Annotated in this window: 21 protein-coding genes and 1 pseudogene; 2 read left to right on the forward strand and 20 right to left on the reverse strand. The window is 44.8% G+C overall.

From position 1 onward, the window contains the following. Positions 1 to 48: 48 nt before the first annotated feature. Positions 49 to 1,950, forward strand: a complete 1,902-nt coding sequence (gene secD, locus E0H81_RS05025; RefSeq protein WP_131268169.1) for a protein translocase subunit SecD — start codon at positions 49 to 51, stop codon at positions 1,948 to 1,950. 8 nt (positions 1,951 to 1,958) lie between these two features. Then, a complete protein-coding gene (gene secF, locus E0H81_RS05030; RefSeq protein ID WP_131317050.1) occupies positions 1,959 to 2,930 on the forward strand; it encodes a protein translocase subunit SecF in 972 nt (323 codons plus the stop codon). Positions 2,931 to 3,066: 136 nt separating this feature from the next. On the opposite strand, the gene E0H81_RS05035 is transcribed toward secF, so the two are convergent. The 20 genes and pseudogenes from E0H81_RS05035 to E0H81_RS05130 all read right to left on the reverse strand — a co-directional run bounded on the left by E0H81_RS05035 (position 3,067) and on the right by E0H81_RS05130 (position 22,356). Continuing rightward, positions 3,067 to 3,501 (reverse strand): excinuclease, encoded by a 435-nt coding sequence (locus E0H81_RS05035; RefSeq protein ID WP_131317052.1) that lies wholly within the window; start codon positions 3,499 to 3,501, stop codon positions 3,067 to 3,069. 22 nt (positions 3,502 to 3,523) lie between these two features. Further along, complete coding sequence (locus E0H81_RS05040) at positions 3,524 to 4,744, reverse strand: beta-ketoacyl-ACP synthase (RefSeq protein WP_131317054.1); 1,221 nt, start codon at positions 4,742 to 4,744, stop codon at positions 3,524 to 3,526. Beyond that, positions 4,744 to 5,469: a 3-ketoacyl-ACP reductase FabG2 gene (locus E0H81_RS05045; protein WP_131317056.1), complete on the reverse strand. Its 726-nt coding sequence runs from the start codon at positions 5,467 to 5,469 to the stop codon at positions 4,744 to 4,746. Before E0H81_RS05045 ends, E0H81_RS05040 begins: the two co-directional genes overlap by 1 nt. After that, complete coding sequence (locus E0H81_RS05050; RefSeq protein ID WP_131317058.1) at positions 5,466 to 5,903, reverse strand: hotdog family protein; 438 nt, start codon at positions 5,901 to 5,903, stop codon at positions 5,466 to 5,468. The genes E0H81_RS05045 and E0H81_RS05050 overlap by 4 nt, the downstream gene beginning before the upstream one ends. Next, entirely contained in the window at positions 5,900 to 7,099 is a 1,200-nt protein-coding gene (locus tag E0H81_RS05055; protein ID WP_131317060.1) for a beta-ketoacyl-[acyl-carrier-protein] synthase family protein, read from the reverse strand. Before E0H81_RS05055 ends, E0H81_RS05050 begins: the two co-directional genes overlap by 4 nt. A 12-nt stretch (positions 7,100 to 7,111) precedes the next feature. Next, positions 7,112 to 7,708, reverse strand: a complete 597-nt coding sequence (locus E0H81_RS05060) for a DUF3261 domain-containing protein (protein WP_165492591.1) — start codon at positions 7,706 to 7,708, stop codon at positions 7,112 to 7,114. Between the two features lies 1 nt (position 7,709). Continuing rightward, positions 7,710 to 9,008, reverse strand: coding sequence for an NAD(P)/FAD-dependent oxidoreductase (locus E0H81_RS05065; protein WP_131317064.1), 1,299 nt, complete (start codon positions 9,006 to 9,008; stop codon positions 7,710 to 7,712). Between the two features lie 19 nt (positions 9,009 to 9,027). After that, entirely contained in the window at positions 9,028 to 11,352 is a 2,325-nt protein-coding gene (locus E0H81_RS05070; protein ID WP_131317066.1) for an MMPL family transporter, read from the reverse strand. Next, positions 11,327 to 11,926, reverse strand: a complete 600-nt coding sequence (locus E0H81_RS05075) for a LolA family protein (RefSeq protein WP_235942448.1) — start codon at positions 11,924 to 11,926, stop codon at positions 11,327 to 11,329. The genes E0H81_RS05070 and E0H81_RS05075 overlap by 26 nt, the downstream gene beginning before the upstream one ends. A gap of 53 nt (positions 11,927 to 11,979) precedes the next feature. Then, positions 11,980 to 12,399, reverse strand: a complete 420-nt coding sequence (locus tag E0H81_RS05080) for an acyl-CoA thioesterase (RefSeq protein WP_131317070.1) — start codon at positions 12,397 to 12,399, stop codon at positions 11,980 to 11,982. A 19-nt stretch (positions 12,400 to 12,418) separates the two neighbouring features. Beyond that, positions 12,419 to 13,951, reverse strand: coding sequence for an HAL/PAL/TAL family ammonia-lyase (locus E0H81_RS05085; RefSeq protein ID WP_131317072.1), 1,533 nt, complete (start codon positions 13,949 to 13,951; stop codon positions 12,419 to 12,421). Continuing rightward, a complete protein-coding gene (locus E0H81_RS05090) occupies positions 13,951 to 14,862 on the reverse strand; it encodes a lysophospholipid acyltransferase family protein (protein WP_131317136.1) in 912 nt (303 codons plus the stop codon). The genes E0H81_RS05085 and E0H81_RS05090 overlap by 1 nt, the downstream gene beginning before the upstream one ends. 22 nt (positions 14,863 to 14,884) lie before the next feature. Continuing rightward, on the reverse strand, positions 14,885 to 15,619 hold the full coding sequence (locus tag E0H81_RS05095) for a glycosyltransferase family 2 protein (protein ID WP_131317074.1): 735 nt from the start codon (positions 15,617 to 15,619) through the stop codon (positions 14,885 to 14,887). 12 nt (positions 15,620 to 15,631) lie between these two features. Beyond that, entirely contained in the window at positions 15,632 to 17,302 is a 1,671-nt protein-coding gene (locus E0H81_RS05100; protein WP_131317076.1) for an ApeI family dehydratase, read from the reverse strand. A gap of 12 nt (positions 17,303 to 17,314) precedes the next feature. Next, positions 17,315 to 17,869, reverse strand: a complete 555-nt coding sequence (locus E0H81_RS05105) for a COG4648 family protein (RefSeq protein WP_131317078.1) — start codon at positions 17,867 to 17,869, stop codon at positions 17,315 to 17,317. Beyond that, positions 17,866 to 18,114, reverse strand: coding sequence for an acyl carrier protein (locus E0H81_RS05110; protein ID WP_131268193.1), 249 nt, complete (start codon positions 18,112 to 18,114; stop codon positions 17,866 to 17,868). Before E0H81_RS05110 ends, E0H81_RS05105 begins: the two co-directional genes overlap by 4 nt. 8 nt (positions 18,115 to 18,122) lie before the next feature. Further along, positions 18,123 to 18,383, reverse strand: a complete 261-nt coding sequence (locus E0H81_RS05115; RefSeq protein ID WP_067722984.1) for a phosphopantetheine-binding protein — start codon at positions 18,381 to 18,383, stop codon at positions 18,123 to 18,125. Continuing rightward, a pseudogene (locus E0H81_RS05120) lies at positions 18,367 to 19,180 on the reverse strand (lysophospholipid acyltransferase family protein). Before E0H81_RS05120 ends, E0H81_RS05115 begins: the two are co-directional and overlap by 17 nt. Further along, the gene (locus E0H81_RS05125; RefSeq protein WP_131317079.1) at positions 19,174 to 19,812 is read right to left on the reverse strand and encodes a beta-ketoacyl synthase chain length factor; all 639 of its coding nucleotides are present in this window, start codon (positions 19,810 to 19,812) and stop codon (positions 19,174 to 19,176) included. Before E0H81_RS05125 ends, E0H81_RS05120 begins: the two are co-directional and overlap by 7 nt. A gap of 237 nt (positions 19,813 to 20,049) precedes the next feature. Beyond that, positions 20,050 to 22,356 carry a RelA/SpoT family protein gene (locus tag E0H81_RS05130; RefSeq protein WP_131317081.1) on the reverse strand — a complete coding sequence of 769 codons (2,307 nt, stop codon included), beginning with the start codon at positions 22,354 to 22,356 and terminating at the stop codon, positions 20,050 to 20,052. Positions 22,357 to 22,368 lie beyond the last annotated feature (12 nt).

The raw sequence follows: 22,368 nt of genomic DNA on the forward strand, positions 1-22,368 counted from the left end.
AAAAAAGTCGTGCCCTCGCACGACTTTTTCATTTTAAGAAGAAAATAAATGCGTTACCCAGCATGGAAATATCTGCTGATCATCGTGGTTTTGATGATTAGTACATTATATGCCCTGCCTAGTTTGTATCCCGATGAACCTGCTGTTCAAATTTCGGGTGCCAAAGCCGGTACCCAAATTGATCAAAGCATCGTACAAAAAGCAGAGCAATTATTAGAAAGTGAAAAAATTCCAAGCCATGACAACAGCTTTAGCAATAATGCTGCCCTTTTGCGTCTCGATTCTTCTGAAGCACAGTTAAAAGCCAAAGAAGTATTGCGCCGTGGACTTGGCGATAATTATGTTGTTGCATTGAACCTTGCGCCAACCACACCTGAATGGCTACAAAAAATTGGTGCAAAACCAATGAAATTGGGTCTGGATTTACGTGGTGGTGTGCACTTCTTGCTTGAAGTGGATATGGACAAAGCCATCAGTCAGCGCATGGAAACATCTGCGACTGATTTGCGCCGTCAACTGCGTGACAACAAGCTGAAATTCAATAGCCTTGCGTTGAATAACAACACCATTACTGTGCAGTTTGCCAGCAACGGTGACCGTGATGCGGTGATGGACTTCTTGCGCCGTAATGGTAATGAGTTCACTCAGCAGGCGATTGCATCTGAATCAGGTTCGACTTTACGCCTGAACTATACCGATGTACGCAAGCAAGAAATTCAGTCCTATGCGGTGAATCAGAACTTAACCACTTTACGTAACCGTATTAACGAGTTGGGTGTAGCGGAAGCACTGGTTCAAACCCAGGGTAGCAACCGCATCGTGGTTGAACTTCCGGGTGTTCAGGACACTGCTGAAGCAAAACGTGTCTTGGGCCGTACAGCGAACCTAGAGTTCCGTCTGGTCTCTGATCTGAATGACCAATATATCGATCCGTATAGCGGTAAATCGACGGGTCAGGCATTACCTCCGGGTACAGAAGTTTTTGCTTATGAATCTCTGGACAGTGGCCGTGAATTACTGTTGAACCGTAACCGTATTCTGACCGGTGAACGTGTACAAAACGCATCTAGTGGCTTTAGCCAAGACAGTGGTGGTGCTGAAGTAAATATTACTTTAGACAGTGCTGGCGGTAAGCTGATGTCGGATGCAACACGTACTGCGGTGGGTAAACGCATGGCGGTACTGTTCATCGAGAACAAGCAAAAAATCAGCTATGTACCCGATCCTGTGACCGGTGCACAAACTGAAGTGCGTACGCCTTATGCAGAATCTGTCGTAATTAATGCGGCAACCATTCAAGCCGTTTTAGGTTCACAATTCCGTATTACCGGTCTGGATTCACCACAAGAAGCGGCTGAACTTGCGCTGATGCTTCGTGCAGGTGCTTTGGCTGCGCCAATGTACTTTGTTGAAGAACGTGTGGTTGGTCCAAGTCTGGGTCAAGAAAATATTGACAAAGGTGTGTTATCGACTCAAATCGGTTTCATTCTGGTTGCGATCTGGATGGTGGTGTTCTTCCGTTTGTTCGGTGTGATTGCCAATTTTGCCCTGATTGCCAACTTGGCGATGATCCTGACGGTCATGTCGTGGATTGGTGCTTCGCTGACCTTGCCGGGTATTGCAGGTATCGTGATCACGATTGGTATGGCAGTCGATGCCAACGTACTGATATGTGAGCGAATAAGGGAAGAGATGAAATGGGGAGCCTCGCCCAAACAAGCGATTGTCGCGGGTTATGATCGAGCCTATAACACCATTTTTGACTCCAACTTAACCACGTTCCTGGTTGCGTTTATTCTTTTTGCCATCGGTACCGGCCCAATCAAAGGCTTCGCCGTAACCTTAATGATCGGTATTATTTGCTCGATGTTTACTGCAATTACAGTAACCCGTGCAATCGTACAGCTCATTTATGGCAAAAAACGTAACTTGAAGAAGTTGAGCATTTAAGGAGATCTATGATGACTGATATGACTCAACCTGATTCAAAAAAATACGGTCGCCCAGATGATGAACGCATAATTCCGTTTATGAAAATTGCCAAACCAGCGGCAATTTTCTCCATCATCCTGACCATTGTAAGTATCTTCTTTATCGTGACTAAAGGCTTAAACCTGGGTTTAGACTTTACCGGTGGTGTTTCTGCAGAGTTAAACTATGCACAACCTGCCAACCAGACTGAAGTCATTAAAGCCTTGAACCAAGCCGGTTTTAAAGATGCGGTGGTGCAAACCCTCGGTAGCAACAAGGATCTTTTGGTGCGTATGCCTCCTCAAGAGCTTGAAGTGGAAGACTTGAGTAACGCGATTACCAAGGCGGCTCAATTGCCGAACAATGCTGCTGAAGTTCACAAAGTGGACTCTGTCGGTGGTCAGGTCGGAAATGAGCTGTATGTTCGATCTGCGGGCGCTGTTGGATTGGCATTATTATTAATGCTGGTCTACGTTACGATCCGTTTCGAATTCAAGCTGGCGATCGGTGCGGTTCTTTCGTTATTCCACGACGTGCTTGTAACCGTGGGCGTTTTTGCCATGATGCAATGGCCGTTTGACTTAACCGTCTTGGCAGCCATCCTGGCACTTTTAGGCTTCTCGCTTAACGATAACATCGTGGTATCGGATCGTATCCGTGAAAACTTCCGTAAGATCCGTGGCGCAAACCCGCGTGAAATTATCGATATTTCTTTGACCGAAACCCTACGCCGTACCATTCATACTTCAATGACCTTATTGCTGGTTGTACTGGCGATGATGTTCCTCGGAGGTGATGGTTTACACTGGTTCTCTATCGCGATGTTTATTGGTGTATTTGTCGGTACTTATTCTTCAATTTATATCGGTACTGCGTTCGCCCTATGGCGTGGTCTGAACCGTCAGGACTTCATTGTTCAGGTTAAACCTGAATTTGAAGAAGAAGAAATTCCTAAATAATTTCTCTAAACCAGATCAGCTTTAAACTGACCTAAAAAAGCCCATCTTCGGATGGGCTTTTTTATATTGAATCAAAAATGGTAGCGAAAATTCATCCATCTTGCTGTGTTCAATCGCTCAGTAGCATTGCTTAAACCTAGAACTTAACCAGATCCGCTTTTAAAGCAACGCTTGCCACTGCCATGCCTTTAAAGCACTGATAGGTCGTGGTGCTTTTAGTTTCATTTGATTTGAAATAGCTGACGATATTGGTAACAGAATTGGCCCCTTGCGCTTTTGCGCTATTTTGCAACTGGATTAATGCAGAACGTAACACGTGATCACAGGCGGTTTCTGCAGATTTGGCAAAACCATTGGTTTTTTTATTGGTCACCGCATCTTTTTGCAGCACTTTACCGCCAGACTTGGTTCCCGCCAGATAGAACTTCACAGAACCATCCAAGGTTCCATCGGCAACGGCACGTTCAACGGCACTTTTAAAATCCAGATTATGCACAGTATCTGCAGCCTGAGCTGAAATGACCCCACCCAAACACAATGCTGCTGTAAGTGTTAATTTTTTCATTAACATGTTTTTTACCCTCTTGTTGTAGTTAAACCTGTTTAAAAATAAGGGAGGTATTAATTCCTCCAAAAGCAAAATTATTGCTCATAATGATGTCAGCATTGATCTTTCTAGAATCATTGACGATGTAATCCAGATCGCCACATGCCGGATCTATTTCTTCTAAATTTAATGTGGGAACGAACTGGCTGCGCTGCATCATTTCAATACTCAGCCAGGCTTCTATCGCGCCACAAGCCCCTAAAGTATGGCCGAAAAAGCTTTTTAGCGAGCTGATCGGTTTCTTGCCCAAGATTTTGGCAGTCGCCTGAGTTTCTGCAATATCGCCTTGATCGGTCGATGTGCCATGCGCATTCACATAATCAATTTGGTTGGCCTGGAGTTGTGCATCCGACAATGCCCATTGCATACAACGTCCCATCATTTCAGCATCTGGACGTGTCACATGCTGACCGTCGGTATTGCTGCCATAACCGATGACTTCTGCATAAATTTTGGCGCCACGTGCTTTGGCATGTTCATATTCTTCTAAAATTAAACAGCCTGCACCCTCGCCCACTACCAAGCCATCACGTTTGGCATCGAATGGACGCGGTGTTTTTTCCGGATGTTCATTTTGACCGCTGGTGGCCAGCAATACATCAAACACCGCTGAACCTGCAGCACTGAGTTCCTCGGCACCCCCTGCCAGCATCACGCTCTGCTTGCCGTATTTAATCGCTTCATAGGCCTGACCAATCGCCATTGAACCCGAAGTACAGGCACTGGAGGTCGGTAAAGTTAAACCTTTTAAACCAAAATACACGGTCATGTTCACCGCACTGGTATGCGACATCATACGAATATAGGTGGTCGCATTCATTCTGTTCATGTTGTTGTCGAGCAGCATGCTGCCAAACTCGCCAATTGCATCGACACTACCCGCCGATGAGCCGAATGCCACACCAGTCTGGCCACTACTCAAGATCGGATCATTCAACAGGCCTGCATCTTCCAGGGCTTTTTCAGCACAAACCGTCGACATCAAGGCGACCCGGCCCATGCCGCGGGTCACTTTACGGTTAAAATGTTTAGGGATGGTATAGGATTCGACCGGACCGCCCAGTTTGCTGCGCAAGTCGGTGTAGACTTCCCATTCCGGCATATAGCGAATGCCACTTTTGCCCTGTTCAAAATTACTGAAGATCTGATCTGCCGTTTCACCTAAAGAGGTAATCCCGGCCATGCCTGTGACCACAACACGTTTCATCAAATCAAGCCTCCATTCACAGAGATCACCTGACGCGTGATATAACTGGCATCATCACTGCATAAAAATTTCACCACTTTGGCCACTTCATCGACCTGCCCCATGCGTTGTAATGGAATCATCTTCAAGGCATGTTCTTTAACTTCTTCGGTGACCATTTCGGTTTCAATTAAACCCGGTGCCACACAGTTCACGGTAATTTTTCGTTTCGCCAGTTCCAGCGCCAAAGCTTTGGTCGCACCAATTAAACCGGCTTTTGCGGCACTGTAATTCACCTGACCACGGTTGCCCATCAAGCCTGAAACAGAAGACATGGTGACAATACGTCCGCCTTGTTTCAGGCGAATCATCGGCATGACCAGCGGCTTCAAGACATTGTAAAAACCATCCAGAGATGTAGAGATGACTTCATCCCAGTCATTGTCGGTTAAGGCCGGAAAGGCTGCATCTCGGGTTAAACCGGCATTTAGCACCACACCATAAAATGCGCCATGTTCTGCAACATCCTGTTCAAGCAATTGCATGACATGTTCGCGGTCATTCACATCAAATAAAAGCGCGTGGCTGGACTGACCCAAAGCCTGAATTTCCTGTACCACCTGCGCTGCTTCTTGTTGTCTGGATCGTGCATGGACAGTGACATCGAAACCTGATTGCGCCAATTGCAAGGCTACCGCTTTACCAATTCCGCGGCTTGAACCCGTTACTAAAATTCTTCTACTCACTCTGGCTTCCCAATATTTTTTTCAATTTCTGGCGGTTCAAACACACTCAACATGGCACTAAAACGATGTTCCCGATACTCAATTTCACAGTTAAACTGCCCCAAGCCTTCATGCAAATAGCCCTGTTCCGCTTTAATCCGTACGGTTTCCCCTAAAGCAAAATAAGGCACAGGCAACTGCATTTTACGGGTACCCAATAAAAAACCAATTTTTGGCGGCAAGCCGAGCATTTGACCTTTATGGCCTGCATAGGCGCTGATGGTCTGTGCCATGAGTTCAATACTGGTCCATGTCGGTAAACCTTCAGCTTCACAAAACATCAGTTCAGGTCGAATCACCAATTCAGCAATGGCACAATGTTCATTGGCTTCAATCAAATGATCCACAAAGACCATCGGCTTTTCATGCGGGATAAACTGTACTGCATCCATCATTTCAGTGTTGTTCCAAAAATCAGACTGATATTACTGCCACCAAAAGCAAATGAATTACTCATCACATACTGGATCGGCTGTTGCAACTGTGCATCCAGTACATAATTTTGCTCATCCAGTTCTGGGTCAATGCTACCCGATTGGTGCAGAGGCAACCATGACTGATCTGCTAAAATTTGCTGGCAAATCACCGCTTCAATGGCACCTGCTGCGCCCAGACAATGCCCTGTTTTATGCTTGGTACTGCTGATCGGCACATCATAGTGCTGGAATACTGTCTGAACGGCTTTAATTTCCATGGCATCATTTTGTGGCGTTGCCGTGCCATGCATATTCAAATAGCCAATATCACTGGTTGTAATTCCTGCGCTATCCAGCGCCTTTTGCATCGCCGCCGCAGCGCCTTTGCCTTCTGGATGCGGTGCAGAGATATGCCAGGCATCCATTGATTCACCCGCCGCCATCAACATCACCGGTGCGGTCTCTTTGGACAATAAAAACAGTCCGGCAGCTTCACCAATATTAATCCCGTCACGCTGCACACCACAGGGCTGACAAAGATCATTGGACAGGCTTTCCAGGCTATTAAATCCATTTAACGTCAGCTGACACAAGCTATCCACACCACCGACCAGAACCGCATCGGCAAGATCCGCATTAATTAAACGCTGTCCTGCCGCCATGGCTTTGGCACTTGAAGAACAGGCGGTGGAAATGGTGTATGCCGGACCTTCCCAGTCCAGATACATCTGCAAGCCTTTGGCCAGACTGCCCATTTCCTGTTTGCAGTGTTGGACTTCGACATCTGCCTGATTGACAAAATACTGTTTCAGCAGCTTTTCATTATCGGCAATACCAGAGGTCGAAGTACCCAGAATAATCGCCAGACGTTTGCGATCGAATTGCGCGGTATAGTCTCGGATTTCAGTTTCAATTGAACTTAAAGCGGTTAAGGCAAAACGTAGATTACGCGAATCTACATCTTGTAAAAACGCTGGAATAGATTCGATTAAAGGCTGCTGATAAGCACCTACCCAGACCTGTTTTTCTGGAATAAATCCTGAAACCAGGCTCAAATGATTTTGCTCTGTGGTCAGCGCCTGTTTGATCTGTGCAGCAGTATTTCCGAGTGCCGACAAACTAACGCTAAACTGAATCCCGACTGCAGGATGTTGTGTACTGATTTGATCACCCATCATCATCGCCTCTTATTCAGTGCTTTTCACATCAGTGTTTTTCACATCGCTGCTTTCCACATCAGTGCTTTTCACATCTGAGTTTTCCAAGCCATCATTGATGCGACTAATCACCATTTGATAAGGCACTTGCAGATTGTCCAACTCAATCACATCATTTTCATGTTTGATGTTTAATACGTGCTGCTGATTGATAAAAACCGACTGTGCCTGAGCAGATGTTTCAATGCGAACATTCTGCTGCTGCAACTGGGCAAAATTCGGATAAGTCGCATATAAAATATCGCGTACTACAAACTCGAAAGGCAAAAGCTTCATTTGCTCGATCCGCTGTTCGACATGCACCTTTTGACCATCAAAACTGAGCTTGAATAATTGCTGTCCAGTCAGGGTTAAAGCCAACATCTCCAGCTTGGAACCTTGCTGTTGCTGATACAGTAGAAAACTAAAACTCTGCTCTTTCCATTGAACTTCTAACTGATCCTGACGCTGATAATTCTGTGCAGCCCAAGTGGTAGTCGCCAAGCCTTGTGCTTTCGGCAGCATCGATTGGCAGCCACCACAGAGCAGGATTCCAGTGAGTAACATTGCAGTCCATTTCAGTTGCATATTAGCCACCATTGCTTAGGGTTTCAGTTTGCTGTGGATCGCGGCAATATTCCGCCAAAGTGCTTAAGCGCTTTTTGGCATTCTTATGAATCGGATTCGTGGTATCCCACGCATAACCGGCCAGCAGTGATGACACCATACTGCGAATTTTTTCATCCTGATTTTTCGAGAACACTACATCCTGAAATTCACCGTCGTACCACGATTCAACATAAGCACGGAACACCTGAATCCCAGCACGTAACGGTTTCTCGTATTGCTCCATCCAGTTGACCTGTTGCCCTTGCAGCACTTGATCGACTAGAGGAATCGCGAGGCTTGAAGATTTCAAGGCAATGGTTACACCTGATGAAAATACCGGGTCGAGGAATTCACCGGCATTGCCCAAGAGCGCATAATTACGGTCCGCCAAATGTTTCACATTGGCAGAATAGCCCACTAAAGTTCGGACTGGCGTATCAAATTTGGCATTGCGCAATACCTGCGACAGGCTTTCATCATCGGCCAGAATCCGTTTAAACAAGGCTTCCAGATCATGATCAGCACTGCCATCAAAACCATATTGTGCAAAGAAATCTTGCTCTGCGACCACACCAAAAGATGAACGGCCATCCGCAAATGGAATCACCCAGTACCAGGCACGATGATCTTTAGCGTGCACGGTAATCAGGACTTTTTCGCGGTCAAAATCGGGATCATCTAAAATGCCATCTTCAATATGGCTAAACACGGCACGACGTACCGGAAAGTTGGATGGACTTTCCAGATCTAGAAACTTCGGCAAGATCCGGCCAAAACCACTGGCATCGAGTAAAAATTTAGCCTGAATTTGATAAACATTTTGCTGCTCATCTTTTACCGTCAACACCGGATGTTCCGGCGCAACATCAACATCAATAACTTCATGACCAAAGCGAATTTCTGCGCCCTGTTTTTCAGCTTGTTGCGCCAGTAAATGGTCAAAGTTGGCACGGCGAACCTGCCAGGTAGTGCCCGGACCTTCGCTAAACTTCTGGGTAAAGTCATAAAAACTGCGCTGCTTGCCTCTTAGGAATGCCGCGCCATTTTTAAACTGAAAGGCAAACTCGCCAACATGCTCACGTACCGTATCCAGCAGCCCTGCTTCTTCCAAGAAAACCATGGATTGTGGCAACAGCGACTCACCAATTGAAAAGCGCGGGAAATATTGTTTTTCAATAATCGTAACTTGATAGCCCTTTTGGCGCAGCAATGCTGCTGCCGAACTGCCTGATGGTCCCGCGCCGATAATCAATACATCTGTGTGTTGCATGCTGCTCATTGCACTGTACCTTAATCTCTCAGTTCTTTGACTGATATTGTTGAAGCACAACATGCTTGGCATCGGAAGATGTAAACAATGTTGCGTAAATAAATGAAAAAATCACCCCAAATAAAACCGTCAAGCCAAAGCAGTGAATCGCGTAGGTGTGGCTAAAGGATAATAACCCGAAACCCAGCAAGGTCGACATCATACAAAGGAATAAGGCCATGCCCACCACTTGCGGATGGTCATGTCCATGCCGGTAGAAAATGGCATAGTCCACCCCAATTCCGATAATCAGGAAAGTGCCCATAATGCTGAACAGATTGATTTCAACACCCAGCCAGGCCTGAATGGCAAAGGTGGTCATCAACGCCAGACTTACCGGCAGCACCAAAGGCAAAACTGACTTGATGCCATAAATAATGCCCAAGCCAATGGCTAAGGTAATTAAAGCTGAAAGCAATAACCACTGCGCCTGAATACGGTGCTGCTGAAACAGTTCAGACAACTGGTTCACCGGGCGTAACAGTTGTACCTGCGGACTATTCAGTTGTTCTAAAGCGGCAACATCATGGACATTTTGCAACAGCACCAGACGCTCGGTTGGGCTCATTTGTAAAAAGGCCAAGGGATGTTGTGACATTTCAGCAGGACTGAGTAAAGACTGCTCGTCGAGTTTTTTTTGCCAAGCCAATACATCGGCCGAATTGAGCTGTAAAGCCGCAGCATAATCCTGTAAGGCACTGGCAGGAATGCCTTGTAATAACTGAATATTGTGCTGTTGTTGCGCTAAAGATGGCAACCATTGTCCTACAGCCTGAACAGTCTCTAAAGCCCCGTCATTTTGTAACACTTGCAATTTTTGCAGCAGTTGCTGTTCATTTTGTTCAAGCTCCTGCGCCGTATTGCCATGTACCACAAAATATTCACTGCTTTGCTGCTGCATAAAGCGTTCACGTACGTACTGATCTTCCTGCTTCAGCTTCTGATCCATACTTTGTAAATTACGGATATCATCATTGCTTTGCAGCAACATTAAGCTGCCGCCCGCGACCACTGCGATTACCGCAATCAAGCCATAACGCAAACCATTTTTGGCTTGTACAAAGCTGCGTGCTTTGCCAATAAAACTTAAGCTGCGAATAGCCGGTTCGGCATTTAAGGCCGGTAAGCGTGGCAATAATAAAACGCTGGTGATCCATGCTGCAGCCAGACCAACCATTGAAAAGACTGCAATCTGTTTAAAGCCGGGAAATGGGGTGAAACTGAGGAAAATATAGGCCACCAATGTAGTCATCAAGCCCATAAACAGGCTCGGCAACAGTGGTTTTAATACGGCAAAACCGTTGAGATGTCGATGCTGTGATTGCATCGCCATAAAGTAAAACGAAAAATCGACACAGACCCCGACCAGACTGGCACCAAACACCAAAGTCATCAGGTGAATTTCACCAAACACCCAATGGGTGATAGCAAATGCCACCAGACATCCGGTCCCTACGGCAATCATTTCAGTCAGCATCGGACGAACCGAGCGGAAGCCAAACAGCACCAAAAGGAAAATCCCCAAGGTCGAACCTAAGCCAATGGTGGAAATTTCTTTTTCAGCAGAAGTCGTACCAAATTGGGCAAACAGCAATGTGCCTGTCCAATGCGGCTGCACCTGCATCTGTTTTAGCTTTGCATTGAACTGCTCAATCCAGATGGCGGTTTTTTGCTGATAATCAATATTGTAAGGACTGTTTTTTAGCTCTAAAACCAATAAACGTGAAATCCCTTGATCATCTCGAATGGTGGCAAAGCCGTCTTCCAACGCAATATCAGGATTGCTCTGTAAACTGGATAAGCCCATGGCATAACGCGGGAACAACAGCAGCGGATCTTGTTGCAACAGCTCTGCCGTCACAGGCATCCCCGGACTCATGATTTGCAATAAACCTTGGTCTGTTAGGGAGGCATAATCCTGTTGTTGCAGCAGTTTTTGATCATCAACAGTCAGCAAGCCAGCGCGATGCTGATAGAGCACCTGCGCAAACTTGTCACTGTCTAGCTGTGCATTTAAGGGCTGCCATAAATCACTTTGTGCCACGCTTTGTTTAAAGCTGTTGGTGGCTTGGGTCAAGGCTGCATCATCTTTGGCATTCAGCACCACAAAGACTTTGTCATTCAATTGCTGACTGACATATTGCTGCGCCCGTTCCAGCCTTGGGTCTTGGTTCGCTTCAGGCAATAAGGCAAAAATATTGGTTTGAATGTGAATATCTTTTTTCAGCCAAGCCGTACCCAGCGCGATGGCGATCACGCTGAGCACAATCAGCCACAGTACGGTAAATTTATTTTGCCAGTTGGAAAAGCGCATTTTCCTCAGCCGTTAAAGTTTGGGGTTGAGTGGTTTGTTTACTAAAGCGAATCGTTGTACTGTTGTTGGCTTTCTCACGAATCACGATACGATCGACATAACGCTGCCCTTGAGCATCCACACGTACAAATAACTTTTTAAACAATCTGCTTTTCGGCGTTAAAGCCACACTCCATTGCGCTGGCGTATAACTTGCGGAAACAATATTGAAGTTTTTGGATATCGCAGCTTCATTTCCCGACATCAGCTGCAAGAACATGGTTGCAACCGAACCATAAGGTGATTTATCAATTTCAATCTGACTATGCGTACGCTGAGTTTTTTGCACCAATTTACGCGGGGTCACAATCAGGTCGGCTTTGACTGGATTTTGAATTTTCCAGATCACCCCTTGCGATTTGGAAAATGAAACCGTGCCTTTAGAGACAAAGGTTTTATTCATTGAAGCCAGTTTTTTTTGCTGTTCAAAATTGGCACGTACCGTTGGAGTTTCGGAGAGCTGTCCAAAAATTTGTCTGAGCTGCGGGTTTTGTGCATGTACAGGCTGCGGCAACATAAATGTGATACACAGCATACTCGCTAAAAACAGCCATACTGCACGTTGTAGATTGATCGATGTCATCTGCTTTACTCCGACTTAAACTCAGACCAAGCGTTTAAACGCTCCAATAAAATTTGCGGTGACTGGAAACACATTTCACGGCTTTCAATATGTACCGCCACTTGAGTGGTATAGCCTTTGGTGAGTCTTTTTCCAGTTTCCGCATCAAAAATTTGATACTCAATTTTCAGGCGGTTTTCCCATTCTTTTAAAATGGCACGCACCCGAATTTTCTGTTCAAACAAGATGCCATGTGCATAGCGCACGTGGCTTTCAATCACAGGCCATGCATAGCCAGAGTCACGCATCTGGATATAATTATATTGAAATTGATCCAGCAACTTACAGCGTGCAATTTCAAAATATTTTAGATAATGCCCATGCCACACCACGTCCATAGCATCCACATCATGAAATGGCACTTCAATCATCACATCGGCATGCATAATCTGTTTCCTGAAATGTTTAGCGAACAAGTTCACTGCTTAATAATTCTAGATTTTCGAAACGATCCACCAGCTGCTGCAATTCGTGTTGTAATGGTCGATCTTCCACCACGTAGTCAAATGTTTGCAACACCCAAGCTTTAAATGCAGCTAATACTTCAGCTAATTTTTCATCTAAATCTTTTAAATGGATGGCTTGGACACTGGCACAGCATAGTGCTGCAATCACCTGTTCAGTGAGTATAATCACACGACTAGCATCACGTGCAGCAATGGTGCCCATACTGACCTTGTCTTGATTATGACATTCGGTCGAACGGGAAAAAATTGAAGCCGATAAGGTTTGTTTCAAGGCTTCTGCCGTCCATGCCGACACACCAATTTGTACGGCTTTAAAGCCATGATTCAGCGGTAAACGTTCTGCTGTTGCCCCGGTCAGATTACGTGGCAAACCATTATTCATTTTATAGTCGACCAATTGCGCAAATTGGCGATCCATTAAATCGGCAATATTCGCGATCATGATTTTTAGGCTGTCCATGGCTTGAGCAATATGTCCGCCATAGAAATGACCACCGTGCAACACGCGTAAATTGACCGGATCAATCAGCGGATTGTCATTACTTGAATTCAGTTCATTTTCAATAAACTGGCGCAACCAAGGTTTAGAATCTTCAAATACGCCAATAATATGTGGCGCACAGCGTAAGGAATAACGGTCTTGTAAGCGTGAACTTTGATGTTCAGTTTGCACTTCACTGTTCAGCCAATCACGCAATTGCGCGGCAATATTTTGCTGACCCGGATGGGGTTTCTGTGCAAACAGCACTTCATCAAAATGACTCGGATTACCTTCCAGAGCCAATACATTTAGGGCTGTAATACAGGTACTGGCCAAACTGATCTGTTCGGCTTTTTTATAGTTCAGACAGGCAATCGCAGTCATCACCGCTGTGCCATTCATCAGTGCCAGTCCTTCTTTCGGACGTAACACTAAGGGCTGCATGCCTTTTTCAGCATAGACCGTACTGACTGGAACAATTTGTCCATGATAGTAAACATCACGTTCACCAACCAAAGCACCAGCAATATAGGATAACGGAGTTAAATCACCACTCGCCCCGACTGAACCTTCCGAAGGAATTACCGGGATGACATTTTCATTCAGCATCCACACTAAACGTTCCAGCAAAGCATGCGAAACACCTGAATAGCCACGTGCCAGAGAACATAAACGCGTCACCACTACAGCACGCGCCGTGATTAAATCCAGATTCTGCCCTAAGCCACAGCCATGAAAACGGGATAAATGCAAAGGCAGTTCATTGACTTGATGGGCTGGAATTTCCACCAGACAGGAATCTCCATAGCCTGTGGTCACGCCATAAATCACGCCTTCATCTTGTAACAGTTGATCCAGAAAATCTGCACCGCGTTGAATTAAATCACGCCATGCGGTAGATGCGGGCAAAGCCACTGATTTTTCCTGACGTGCAACCGCAACCACATCTTCAATCGAGAGTGGTGTTTCCCCAACAACTAACACTTGCATTAATCTTTGTTCCAGAAATTATAGAAATTAAACCATTGATATGGCGCACGAATACAATGCTGCTCAAGTAGGCTGACATATTGGCGTGTGGTATTTTGAATGACTTGTATGCGGTTTTTTCGAGGGAAATTTAGTTGCTCGGCAATCGCGTGAATATGTACTTCAAAATTATTTGCAACGCGATAACAAAACACTGCAAGTACCGGCACTTTCAGCAAGCTCGCTAAAATCCATGCTCCTTGTGGCCAGTTCGCCTCTTCACCCAAAAATGAAATCGGCTGTACCCGATCTGATTGAACGGGTACGCGATCTGCTGCAACAATCACCCATTCACCCTGATCAAGTTTTTCTTGCAGGATCAGCGCGGTTTCAATACCTAATTCATCCACCGAAACCAGATTGACATCGGCTTGATCATTGAGCTTTTTTAGAAACTGGTTAAATTTGGTGGCATGCTTTTGATAGACCAAGACATTAATTTTTTGTGGATGTTCCGACTTAATCGCCCGCAGCAATTCAATATTGCCAAAATGCGACACCACGATCACCGCACCCTTTTGATAATGGTCACGCAAATGTTCATGGCCCTGTAAAATCAGTTGCTGTTCCGGAATTTTACCGAGCCAGCCTTCAATTTTATCCAGAATACATTCGCCAAATTGCATTAAATGCATATAGCTATGACTTAAACCCGGTGAGCTTTTAAACGGGGAATTCAGTCCTGCAAAATGATGCAACTTGGTTAAATAGAGTTGTGAAGCCTGACGTGCAGTGCCTGAAAAAATCCAGAACCACAGAATGATAAAATACATTAATATCCGACAAAGCCAGCGACCACCGAGACGATAGAAAGCTAACATCAAAGTCAGTGAAAACATCCCACCCCGTTCTTTGATGTCATTCCATTTCATTGGGTTCACTTCAGTCACAGAATCAACCTTTCACTTTCTGTGATAACAAGTGAGGCAAGCGAATCAGCATTCCGCCAAATAAACGCAGATGTGCCTGACTCATGCCCAGATTGTCACGCCATAGATTGAAATGCGAAATTCCATTTTCAGGGTAAACCACTTTGGTTGGTACATTAATAAAAGGCACATCTGCCCATTTCAAACGCACCAGAATTTCACTATCAAAGCCCATACGCGGCTGAAATTTTGCTGAATCCAGTACCTGAATCGTACTGGCAAGCGGATAAACGCGGAAGCCACACATGCTGTCTTTAATGTCAAAAGACAAGCTGTTAATCCATACCCAAATATGGGTGGCATAACGACCATATAAGCGTTTTTTAGGAACCGATTCATCGAATATAGGCTGACCAATCACCATCGCTTCCGGATTTTGTTTAGATATTTCTAAAAATTTTGCCACATCCTGCCAGTCGTGCTGACCGTCAGAATCGAGCTGTAAGGCATGACTAAAACCCAGAGCATGGGCATGACGTAAACCGGTAATCACAGCCTGCCCTTTGCCCTGATTATGGCTATGCTCAACCAACTCGACCAATGGATGTTGTGCTGCAATGTCATGTAAAAGTGCTGTACACGCGGCATCACTGCCATCATTCACCAGAATAATGGGCATCTGAAACTGATCCAAATGAGCAACCAAGGCCTCAATATAATGCGGATGGTTATAAACTGGAATCACAAAACAATGCTGCATATACATCCTCTTCTAAGCCTGTTCAGTTTGTGTTTTAAACAACAAACGTCCAGATGCCAGTGTCTGATCTGCATGACTTAATACAAAACTCACTTTATGCAATTTTCTCGACAATTTCAGCTGTAACACCATATAAGGCTGGATCAGATCTTGAAACTTGAGCTGTTCAAAACCATTACACCACTCAAGGTCTGCCCAGCTTTGACGGGAAAAATGCTGAATAAATCTAATCTGTCCCACACCGGGGAAAATTGGATAATCTGGAAAATGCCCTTTAAAGCATTCCAGTTCGGGAGAAAACTCTAGACGATATAGCGCCTGATCTGACTCATTTTGTTGTTCCAATACAATAGGCAATAACATAGGTTGAAATAAGGATTTCATGTATTGTTTATTCAGCTTAGATTGGGCATTTTGCGGTAATTGTGTCAAAAACCGCCACTGTCTTGGAATGGCGATGCTTTCCAATTTGGCTTTCAATTGGTTTTTTAAGGCTGCAACATATTGGGCTTTGTTGATGTTTTGCAGTTGTTGTCTGGCCTGCTCCGACAATACCGCAACGCAGGCTAAAATCTGACGATGTTCCCGTTCCAGAATCAGCACATGGCATTGCACCATATCATCCAGCTCGACAATTTTCTGTTCAATCGCATCCAGACTCAAGCGTTTTTCTTCCAGTTTGACAATCCTGTCCAAACGTCCTAACAAACGGAATGGACTTTTTAGATTTTCAACATCAATTACTTCAACTTTATCGCCAGTAAAAATCCAGTCTTCACTAAACGCATGATTGGTTCTCACCTGAAGTTCCTGCTGCTCAGCTGCCTGAATATCGACATTGGCAAATGGAATCCATAAAGCGTCATCCTGCTTTCGATGCGCGATGCCACCGGTTTCCGAACTGCCAAAGACTTCAGTAACGGGTCGGTTCAGATATGGGCGCACACCAGATTCCAGTTTCCCACCGGATGAATATACGCTTAAGCAGTCTTGCAACAGCACATCCCGAGTCCAGCGTTTTAACAATGCCGGACTGGAAATCACATAATTTTCTATCTTGAAAGCGGCTATTTTTTTTTGAATATCGGCGACATCTTCCGGGAAAGCCAGCTGTGCCTGATAAAAACAGCGACCGCTCGCCAGTGGCCATAACAACTTAAACAGCAAGCCATAAATATGCTGGTGACTGACCGTGGCAATCGCAATCGCCTGTTCAGGCAACTGAAAACTGGCATCCAGGCCCTGCACTTCATTCAATAACTGACGCAAAGTACGCGGGATTTTCTTCGGCTGACCGGTAGAACCGGAAGTGTAAAAATAGATTTGTGCCTGATTTAAAAAGGCATCATCCAGATTCAGTTCAATCTTCTGGTTTTGGGTCGTAGATACAGGCTGACGCTGTAAGAAAAATATGTTTTGTGTAGCCAGTTCTTTTTCCAGATCACTGACCCGGTTCGGTGGCAACAGCACCTGTTTTTTTGCCAACAGTGCCGCAAATAGCAGTACTAAAAATTGGTAACTGTCAGCTTCCCAAAGTGCCCAACTCTCCTGTGAAAGCGACTCAATTGCATGACTTTGCTGTATCACATCCTGCCAAAAATCCTGAAAATGGATCTGGCTTAAATCAGACTGAATACACAGTGGTTTCAGTGAATAAAGATGGCTCTGAAAATGACACAACATAATAATCTATCTTTATTCCTGAAATTGATTTAAGCGCTGCTGTCGCTTACGCAAGATAAATTCGCCCAGTAGTAATAGCCCCATCAGCACATAGGAAATAAAACCGTTATACAGCACCCAAACCTGCATTGGAGCAAACAACACGGTCGCCAATGCAATCAGGGCATTCAGCACAAAAAAACTACACCACACCATGGTGACTTTACGGGTCCAGATCACTCCGGCTTCAGGTAAATTGGGTTCTGCCAAGCGGGCAAAACGCTCAATCATGGAAGGTGGACGAATTAAAGTCGAGGCAAAGATAATCAATGCACCGATACTCATCAACACTGGATACAGCTTCAACCAGGCATGATCTCTTAAAATCAGGCTCAAGCTGCCACATAAAATCGCAAATCCGGTGAGTGGCCAAAGCAAGGCATTGCCCTTGCTAAACAGGCGCAAGATGCCCAGTACAATCAGCAAACTGCTGACCCAGATATATTGCCCATGCGCCAGACTATAACCCACTAAAAAGGGATAGAGCATTAACCCAATTGCCACTATCCCTTTGAAGATCAGTTTCATGCAGCAGACATGTTCTGAATAACAGTCACTACATCCTGAACCGTACGGACATTTTTAAAGTCTTCAGGATTCACTTGTTTACCTGTCAGCTCTTTAATTTTCACGACAAGGTCAATTGCATCAATACTGTCCACATCCAGATCATTGGCTAAATTCGCATTCAGCTGAACATCTTCAGGGCTAATCTCGAACAGATCTTCCATCCATTCTCTTAATTTTTCAAGTACTTGATCCTGAGTTAACATACAACCTCTTATGCCTTTTGCTGTGCTTCAACCAAAGCCACCAGACTTTGAATTGATTTAAAATGCTGCTTGGTTTCTGCCGATTCAGCATTCAAATGAATGTTGTAACGTTTTTTCAGCGCCAACCCGAGTTCCAAGGCATCAATGGAATCTAGACCCAGACCATCGCCAAATAGCGGTGCTTCGGTTTCAATATCATCTATGCTGATGTCCTCAAGGGCCAGAACATCGATAATCATTTGCTTTAATTCATCAGCAAGATTGCTCATTTTTCAGATAACTCTTGGTTAAAAAACTGGTGTAATTGATGGTTCAGATGACGCACATTTTTCGGACTGACTGTGACATCATCTAAAAGCTCATCAAGGTGAATGGCATCCAGCACCTTCACGTGAATATGAAAGGGCCGTGAAGGAATGTGATACCACTTTTCATTCTTGGTTAAAGTAGAAGGTGTACAGGTGATCAGCACCGGACGAATCGGCACATTGGCACGAATCGCAATATTGGCCGCGCCGCGCTGAAACTCATTCAGCAGCTCGCCTTTTGCTGTACGTGTACCTTCAGGAAAAATCAGTAAAGATGCAGCCTGATCTGTCTTTAATTTTGCAACGCAGTCCTGAATAAACTGTTTAGAGCCTGCATTTAAAATATAACCGGCACTTTGCACAGGGCCTCGGGTAAATGGATTTGACCACAAAGCCTGTTTGACCACGCAGTTAGCCTGTTCCATCAGACCAATCAGCACCACCACATCAACCAGAGTTGGATGGTTGGCAATGACCAGTTCCTGCCTGCTGTGCTGTAATTTTTCCAGACCTTCAATCTCATAAGTCATAATTCCAAGCTTGACCATCATTTCGGTAAAACCCTTGAAACTATGCTTAATCGCTTTTTGCGTGCGCTGCTGACGCAACTCCGGATTGCGGGTCGATAGATTGACCAATGGCGCAACCAGCCCACCAATAATTACCCCACCCATGCCGAAACTGGCAAAACTAAAACCGGTTGCGCCCACACGCCACAGATAATTGGCTTTTTGTTTAATTTGATCGCGTTTTAACATTTTTGCCATGCCTGAACCTGAGGGTATTCCTGATCCTGTTCAGATTGCTGCCAAAAATCATAAAAATTTTGCGCATCCAGATATTTATGGCGATGATGCGTTAATGCGTTGATATCCAATTTTAAATTTGGCGTTTCAAGGCTGATTACCGCCGACATGGCAAAACCACTGAAGGGCTGAAATTCCTGATAAATTTCTGGCAAAGCTTCATCGTAATACACCACTAAAACACGTGCATTGGGTTTTGCTGTGGTTTTGAGCCAGGCATAGGCCTCAATCAAGGCTTCACTCCACGATGCTGCCAGACTGGTCGATGGTGTCGCATCCTGACATAAAATCGAATACAGCCCGGCAATGGCATTATGCACGGAAGTCGAAAACTGGGTCGGTGATGGCGTTTGATCTTGCAGCACATCTGCCAGAATTTTCAGGGTTTTATGTTCATCGCCATATTCCGATGCCCAAACAATATAATCCACTGATTTGGAATTCAGCGAATGAATGGCACTATTTAAAGCCAGTTTTGCAATTCCGGATAAGCGTCTACGCTGCATGGCCGGAATCTGTTCTAAGGCGGGCACGGTCTCATCGGCACGACTGTTATACAGTTGTGATACATTTATTTGAATCATCGCCGAATTATTCCATACCCTAAAAATTGTTTAGCTCGGAGGCCATTTTATTCGCCGGATTATAGCATTTGTGATAAAAATTACACAAAAAAATATCCTGTATACTTTCAACAACATAAATGTATTTCATTGATTTATTTATACATTTAAAGTCTAACTACTAAAGTCATTCTTACCTGCATAAAAAAACCAGCAACATAAGTTGCTGGTTTCTTAGTACTAATTTAAAGGCTTGAATTAGCTGCCTTGCACCAGGCGACGTGCGCTAATAATCCCCGGTTGCTGCTCTAAACGCGCCAACAAACGTGATAATTGTGCCAGACCTTTTACTTCAATCAGTAACTTCATATTGGCAATACCATCCGATTCGGAAATGGTATTTACCTGACGAATATTGATTTGATCGGAAAAGATCACTTGGGTTAAGTCTTTTAACAGACCACGGCGATCATAAGCTTCCACCACAATCTGTACGCTTTGACCACGGGTAGGCTGCATTTCCCAGTCCGCTTCAACAGCACGTTCAGGTTCTTGGGAAATCATCCGAATATAGTCCGAACACACCACCTTGTGAATACTGACGCCACGATTCAGCGTGATATATCCGCCAATTGATTCCCCATGAACCGGTTGACAGCATTGTGCAATATGCAGTTCTACGTTGTCCAAACCGTCAATTAAAATGCCATGTGCAGACAAAGTATGACTGGCACGTGGATTCAATGTCGGCTTGAGTACCAATTCAGGTTCATCTTGACCGATGTGCATATGGCGGTTGACCTGATTGATCAAGGCATGCAGACTAATATCGCCATTGACCAAACCAATCAGAATATCTTCACCCAACTTGACATTAAAGTGATTGCAATAATCACTTAAATCAATACTTTTTGGGTGAATCGCTAAACGTACAAGTTCTTTATTCAGAATTTCACGGCCAACTTCCAGGTTTTTACTGCGATCTTGCTGTCTAAACCAGTGACGTAATTTGTCGCGTGCACGCGAGGTCTTGATATAACCCAGCGAGTTTACCAACCAGTCACGATTCGGCTCACGATCTTTTTTGGTTAAGATTTCAACCTGTTCACCAGTTTTCAAGGTATAGGTTAAAGGTACATAGCGCTGGTTTACTCGTGCTGCATAACACTTGTTCCCGACCTCAGTGTGCACATGATAGGCAAAATCCAAGACGGTTGAACCGCGCGGTAACTCTTTAATGTCCCCATCACGGCTAAACACATAGATCTTTTCAAAACCTTCGAAATCTTGAACCTGTTCAAAACTCTCGGAATCATCCTCTGATTTATGTGCGCTGGCATCATTACGTTCTTGATAATGCTCAAGTACTGCACGCAAGGAATGTAAACGATGGTTAAAAGAGTGATCGGTATTTTTTGCACCTTCTTTATAATTGAAGTGCGAACATACCCCAAGCTCTGCCTCGTTATGCATATCTTTGGTACGGATTTGCACTTCAAGTGACTTGTTCTCTGCAATGACCGCTGTGTGCAACGAGCGATAACCATTGGCTTTAGGATTGGTAATGTAATCATCAAATTGATGCGGAATATGACGCCAGATCTGATGCACAATCCCCAGGGAGTGATAGCACTCAGGGACGTTTTTGACCAATACCCGAACCGCTCGAATGTCATAAAGCTGATCGAAACTGAGACTTTTACTTTTCATTTTTCGATAAATCGAATAAATGTGTTTCACTCGTCCGGTAATATCTGCTTCGATATCATAGCTTGCCAGTTCATTTTTCAGTTTATCAATCACAAACTGAATATATTGCTCACGCTCTAAACGTTTTTCATTCAGTAAGGTTGCAATTTCTTTATAGCGCTCTGGGGCTAAATAACGAAAGGCTAAATCTTCAAGTTCCCACTTCAGCTGGGCAATCCCCAAACGGTGCGCCAAAGGTGAGTAAATGGTCAAAATTTCTCGTGCAACCCGTTCCTGACGCTCGCGTGATGCCTGGGTCAATTCCCGCAAGGCATAAGTACGCTCTGCCAGCTTGATCAAGACCACACGTACATCTTCGGTCACGGAAATCAGCATTTTATAAATGCCGCTTAAATGTTCTCTTTGATTGTTATTAAAATGGTCTTCCAGACGCTTGTTCTTTTCAATCAGCTCAGAAAGCTTACCCATCGCCAAGGTCCCTTGGACCAGACTATGCACTTGCTCGCCAAAATGTTCTTGAACTTCTTCAAGCGTCATGACGCCTTCACGCACACTTCGGTACAGCATTGCAGCGGACAAGGTGTCTTCATCCACATGTAAGTGCGCCAAAATATCCGCCATCTCAATACCGGTATAGAAGGTATTGGAGCGATGATTAACCGTAGTTTGCAACTCTTTATGTAAAGTTAGATGAGCAACTTCTTCGAGTTGTTTAAGCGCTGCGTCATCTAATATGCCACGAACCCGATCCAGCCATTCCGCCAAATCGTGTCGAGCTTGTTCGGCATGCTCTACAGTCGCTTCCTCGGACAGCTCATTGAGACGTCCAGGAAGTTGTTCACGTACTGTGACCATACCCTTCTCCTA

The organism is Acinetobacter terrestris (assembly GCF_004331155.1).
GTDB classification, from domain to species: Bacteria; Pseudomonadota; Gammaproteobacteria; order Pseudomonadales; family Moraxellaceae; genus Acinetobacter; species Acinetobacter terrestris.